At 54.5% G+C, this 4,681-nt stretch carries 5 protein-coding genes; 4 read left to right on the top strand and 1 reads right to left on the bottom strand.

The window, feature by feature from the left end; all coding sequences use genetic code 11:
* Window positions 1-48 precede the first annotated feature (48 nt).
* The gene (locus DWX75_RS11545; RefSeq protein WP_118016460.1) at window positions 49-507 is read left to right on the top strand and encodes a methylated-DNA--[protein]-cysteine S-methyltransferase; all 459 of its coding nucleotides are present in this window, start codon (window positions 49-51) and stop codon (window positions 505-507) included.
* A 36-nt stretch (window positions 508-543) separates the two neighbouring features.
* Here the strand turns inward: DWX75_RS11545 and DWX75_RS11540 are convergent, their stop codons facing one another.
* Window positions 544-1,065, bottom strand: coding sequence for an ECF transporter S component (locus DWX75_RS11540; RefSeq protein WP_118016459.1), 522 nt, complete (start codon window positions 1,063-1,065; stop codon window positions 544-546).
* 136 nt (window positions 1,066-1,201) lie between these two features.
* Here DWX75_RS11540 and DWX75_RS11535 point away from each other — a divergent pair, with 136 nt between their 5' ends.
* The 3 genes from DWX75_RS11535 to DWX75_RS11525 form a co-directional block, all read left to right on the top strand.
* Complete coding sequence (locus DWX75_RS11535; protein ID WP_118016458.1) at window positions 1,202-2,602, top strand: PLP-dependent aminotransferase family protein; 1,401 nt, start codon at window positions 1,202-1,204, stop codon at window positions 2,600-2,602.
* A gap of 123 nt (window positions 2,603-2,725) precedes the next feature.
* Window positions 2,726-2,929, top strand: coding sequence for a twin-arginine translocase TatA/TatE family subunit (locus DWX75_RS11530; protein ID WP_118016457.1), 204 nt, complete (start codon window positions 2,726-2,728; stop codon window positions 2,927-2,929).
* Between the two features lie 615 nt (window positions 2,930-3,544).
* Window positions 3,545-4,681 (top strand): hypothetical protein (locus DWX75_RS11525; RefSeq protein ID WP_199497610.1); only part of this gene is annotated, 1,137 nt, incomplete at its 3' end.

Raw genomic sequence — 4,681 nt, 5'->3', positions numbered from 1 at the left:
GGAGCATTCAAGAGATTAATGAAGATTATATAGGGAGAGATGATACTCATGAATACTGCCTATTATCCGGGCCCGTTTGGGCTCTTCCGCATCGTGGAGGAGGATGCGGCCATCATTGCCATCGACGTCGTGAAGGAAGATGCGGCCGAGGCCGGCGGCGAGCGCACGGAGCTGACGGACCAGGCCGCGCGGGAGCTTGCGGAATACCTGGCCGGCAAGCGCCGGGCCTTTACCGTGCCGTACCGCTTCAAGGGGACGCCGTTTCGTCTGCGCGTCTGGCAGGAACTCGTGAAGGTGCCATACGGCCGTACGACGACGTATAAGCAGCTCGCCGAGGCCATCGGGAAGCCAAAGGCATACCATGCCGTCGGCGGCGCCGTCGGAGCCAATCCGCTCAGCATCATCGTGCCGTGCCATCGCGTCATCGGCAGCGACGGCAGCCTCACGGGCTACGCCTGGGGCCTGCCGATGAAAGAAGCCCTGCTGAAACTCGAGCAGGGCAGGTAAGACATAAAATACCGGGGCTTGGCCAGCCGATATCACTCAGCGGTGCGGCAGAGCCTTCTGGAGCAGCCCGGCTGCGACGACGGCGACAGCCGTGTTGAGCAGCCCTTCGGCGATGAGACCCGGCGCGGAGGCAAGTCCTGCTGCGAGGCTGTCGTAAAGCAGCGCGCCGAAAAGCGTATAGGCCACAGCCATCCAGAGGGAGCCTGCGAGAAAGCCAACCGTCATGCGGGGCAGCGAAGCCACTTCCTCACGGTCAGGCCGGATGAAGCGCCAGGCGATGTCGGCCATGAAGAATTTGATGACGAGCGTCGGCACGATCCAGAGCGGGAAGCCGCCGAGCAGGTCGGAGAGCGCCGAGCCGAAGCAGGCGGCAAACAGCATCTCTCTGCGTCCGATGAACAGGACCATGAGGAAGATCGCGGCGTCACCGAGATGCGCGTAGCCAAGCGGGATGGGGATGCGCGGCACGAACGTGGCGAGAAAGACGACCGCTGTCATGGCCGCCGCGAGGCAGAGCTGCCGGGTCGTCCAGGACGATTTTGATGCATACGATGTCATGATGATTCCTTCTTTCTTTGTCAAGTGTGTTGACAATAATAGGACTTGTGTCCATCTGAAAGATAGTATATACTGAAGTTGACCTTATAGAAATACTCAAAATGTGATAAATAACTAGTATCAGATTGGAGCCGTCATGCTGACCTATTCATTTGAACACCTGGAGGGCGAATCCCTCTATGAGCACCTTTACCGCTGCATCCGCGGCGACATCCTCGCGGGTCGTCTGCGGGCGGGAGAGAAGCTGCCGTCGAAGCGCAGCCTCGCGCGCCAGCTCGGCATCAGCGTGATCACCGTAGAAGGGGCATATGGTCAGTTGGTGGCCGAAGGATATTGTCAGTCCGTCCCGAAAAAAGGCTTTTTCGTGGCCAGGGTCATGGGCGTGCCGCAGGAGAGTCTGCGAAAGGCAGAGCCTGCCGCTGAGCGGGAAGCGCCGCGACCGAGATACCTCGCGGACTTCACGGCCAACAGCCTGCCGCCTGCGGACTTCCCGTTCAAGACCTGGACGCGCCTGCTGCGGCAGGTCATCGCCGGGCAGCCGGAAGCCCTGCTCGAGCGTTCGCCCGGCATGGGCATCCTGAGCCTCCGGGCGACCATCGCCGGTCATCTGCGCAGCTTCCGCGGCCTTGACGTGACGCCCGGTCAGATAGTCATCGGCGCCGGCACCGAATACCTCTACGGCCTGCTCGTGCAGCTTTTTGGACGCGGGAAATGTTTCGGCGTCGAGAATCCCGGCTACGACAAGATCCGCAAGGTCTACCATCGCCACGGCGTCGACTGTGTGCCCGTCGATATGGAGGAAGAAGGAATCTCGCTGCCGGATCTGCAGGCAAAGGCCGTCGATGTGCTCCACATCAGCCCGTCACATCACTTTCCGACGGGCTGCATCACGCCCATCAGCCGCCGTTACGAGCTCCTGGGCTGGGCCAGCGCCGCGCCCGGACGCTATATCATCGAGGACGATTACGACAGCGAATTCCGCCTGACGGGACGCCCCATACCGACCATGATGGGCATCGATGTCAGCGGCCGCGTCATCTACATGAACACCTTTTCCAAGACGCTGACGCCGACTATCCGCATCAGCTACATGGTACTGCCGGAACGCCTTGTCCGGGACTTTGAGGAAAAGCTTGGCTTCTACAGCTGCACCGTCTCGAACTTCGAGCAGTACACGCTCGCGCGCTTCATCCAAGACGGCTACTTCGAGAAGCACATCAACCGCATGCGCAACAGCTACCGCAAGCGCCGCGAAGCCCTGCTCAAAGCCATGAAAGCGGGCGGCCTGCTCACGCGCGCCGACATCCTCGAACGCGGCTCCGGCCTGCATTTCCTGCTGCGCTTCCACACGAAAAAGAGCGACGAGCAGCTCGAACAGGACTTTGCCGCACACGGCATTCGCATGCGGCCGCTGCGCGACTACTATGCGGGTAAGGCTCCCGCTGCCGACCACATCTTCGTGCTCAACTATTCCGGCATGGAAGCCTCCGTGCTGCCGGAAGCCATCGCGCGCATTACGGCCTGCCTCGATGCGTGAGCCGGCGGCATAGATAATCCCTATACGAGCAATAGGCAACGCGTATTTTTCAATACCTTCCATTCGTGATATAATGTCAGAAATGAGTCGTGTTACGTGTTTCGCTGGATGGAGGAAATCACTATGTTAATGGGTCTTACGGTACCGAAACTCTTGCTGATCCTGGGCATCGGCCTCTTGGTCTTCGGCCCGGGCAAATTGCCCCTGGTCGGCAAATCCCTGGGCAAGAGCGTCCGCGAGTTCAAATCGGCTGTCGCCGAGGATGAGAAGCCGGAGCCGAAGCAGCTGGCACAGAGCAAGCAGAAGACGGAAACCGTTGTAAAATAAGAGAATACGAGCCGCACGGGCCCTGTATGTCAAACGCATACAGGGTCTTTTTTTTATGTATGTTACAAGTGGACATATAAAGATACATAAATGTTCTTTATGAAAGGATAATCGCGCTGTGATATTTATTTTTCAAGGATTCGAGAAGCCAGGAAGCCTTATGGGCAGGGGGTCAACGTCCTTTATATGCGTATTTCTTAGAAAAACAAAGAAAAATGGATTAAAGTTAGTTTAAAAGTATATTAATTCCTGTGGATAAGAAAGAACCAATTTTTAGCACTGTTTTTTTTTTTTTTTGATAAATGTTATAATCTTCGCAACGAAAAGAAAACGAAGTTAGTGACACGATTTAGGTTTGGGGATATGAGCAAGCGTCTGGGAAGGAGAGTAGCAAGAGAGGACCATTCGTAATTGCATAAGACCATCGCATTGCTAATGGAAACCTTTTTGCGCTTTGGGTGTGTTTGTAAGGAGCGTACGACATGAACGGGGATTCCAGGTCATTGATTCAGAAGCCAGAAACTGCTGTCTTGTATGGATTCACGACAGCTTCTCTGGCTTCTTTTGGTGTGCTCCTTTCACAGATAATGATGTAAAGGAGATTGCGGGGATATCATGAAACATGCAGGACGGATGAATAAAAAACTGACAATGGCCATTTTACTGGCCCTGACACTGGGTACGAGTCTGCCGGTATATGCGGAGCATATCCAGGATAAGACCCTGACCAAAGGAGACTGGACATTACAGGAAGAACTGAACATGGAAAAGAGCACTGTCACAGCGGATCAAGTTTCCCTGGATGGCAGCAGCCATCCTGTAGCCGATGATCCCGTAATGCTCTACCGTTCTACTTTGGAAGGGAAAAAAGGCATCCAGATTTCCAACCTTACCGTTAAGTCTTCCTTGATTTCAACCGAGGGCGTATATTTACAAAGCTCCACCTTGGCTGCCCCGACTATTTCCATCAGCGGGCTTACTTTCAGTAAAGACAGCCAGGCAAGTTCTTTCCATGGCCTATTCTCGGAACAGGTGGAAGATTATGACAATCACAAAATGGAGCAGAACCATCTGAAAACGGATTGGCTCCATGTGGATGGAGTGACTACCGATACGGCGATTTCGCTGTATGGCGCTTTACTGGGGACTGTTGACCTGTCTCCCTATACAGAGGAGGGTAAGACCAATGTGACCGTTGAGAACGTTGCCAATACAACGGACAGCCCGGATGGGACCCTTGCTTTTGGGCTGGGGAACCTCCTGAGTCTGACGAACTATGACAATCCTGAACAGAGCAAAGATCTCCCCTTTGTGGTCACCGGGAAAACCCAGATCCGGAACATTTCTTCCGCCAAAGGGTCAGCTGTGGGGACTGTCCTGTATGGAGTTTCTGGATTTGACATGGATGACAGCCACACGGATTTCCATGATCTGGAAATTTCGGATATCCATGGCGGGGATTTGTCCGTAGGTCTCTATGGCGGCGTGGGTGTGGTCAATGTGGAGAATGCGGATATCAACATGACAGGGAAAGAAAATGCGTATGCCGGGTTGTATACCGCCTCTGTCCCGGATTACCAGGCTGCAAATCTCAAGCAGTTCGCCATTGCAGGACCCATGTTGGGAAAGATTAATTTCAATAATCCCGATGGGAATTATACCATCAATGGCAATGTGATCGCAGACGCAGGGAATCAGCTGCGTATTGATGAAGCATACTATCAATATTATAAAAGTCAATTGGATGATCCT

The sequence above is a fragment of the Mitsuokella sp. AF21-1AC genome (genome assembly GCF_003458855.1).
Lineage (GTDB): Bacteria > Bacillota > Negativicutes > Selenomonadales > Selenomonadaceae > Mitsuokella.
This window is presented reverse-complemented; position numbering and strand designations above follow the sequence as displayed.

What these genes read in the sequence shown, in the direction of transcription:
- DWX75_RS11545 (WP_118016460.1), top strand. Translation starts at nt 49, where the DNA reads ATGAATACTGCCTATTATCCGGGCCCGTTTGGGCTCTTCCGCATCGTG.
- DWX75_RS11540 (WP_118016459.1), bottom strand. Translation starts at nt 1,065, where the DNA reads ATGACATCGTATGCATCAAAATCGTCCTGGACGACCCGGCAGCTCTGC.
- DWX75_RS11535 (WP_118016458.1), top strand. Translation starts at nt 1,202, where the DNA reads ATGCTGACCTATTCATTTGAACACCTGGAGGGCGAATCCCTCTATGAG.
- DWX75_RS11530 (WP_118016457.1), top strand. Translation starts at nt 2,726, where the DNA reads ATGTTAATGGGTCTTACGGTACCGAAACTCTTGCTGATCCTGGGCATC.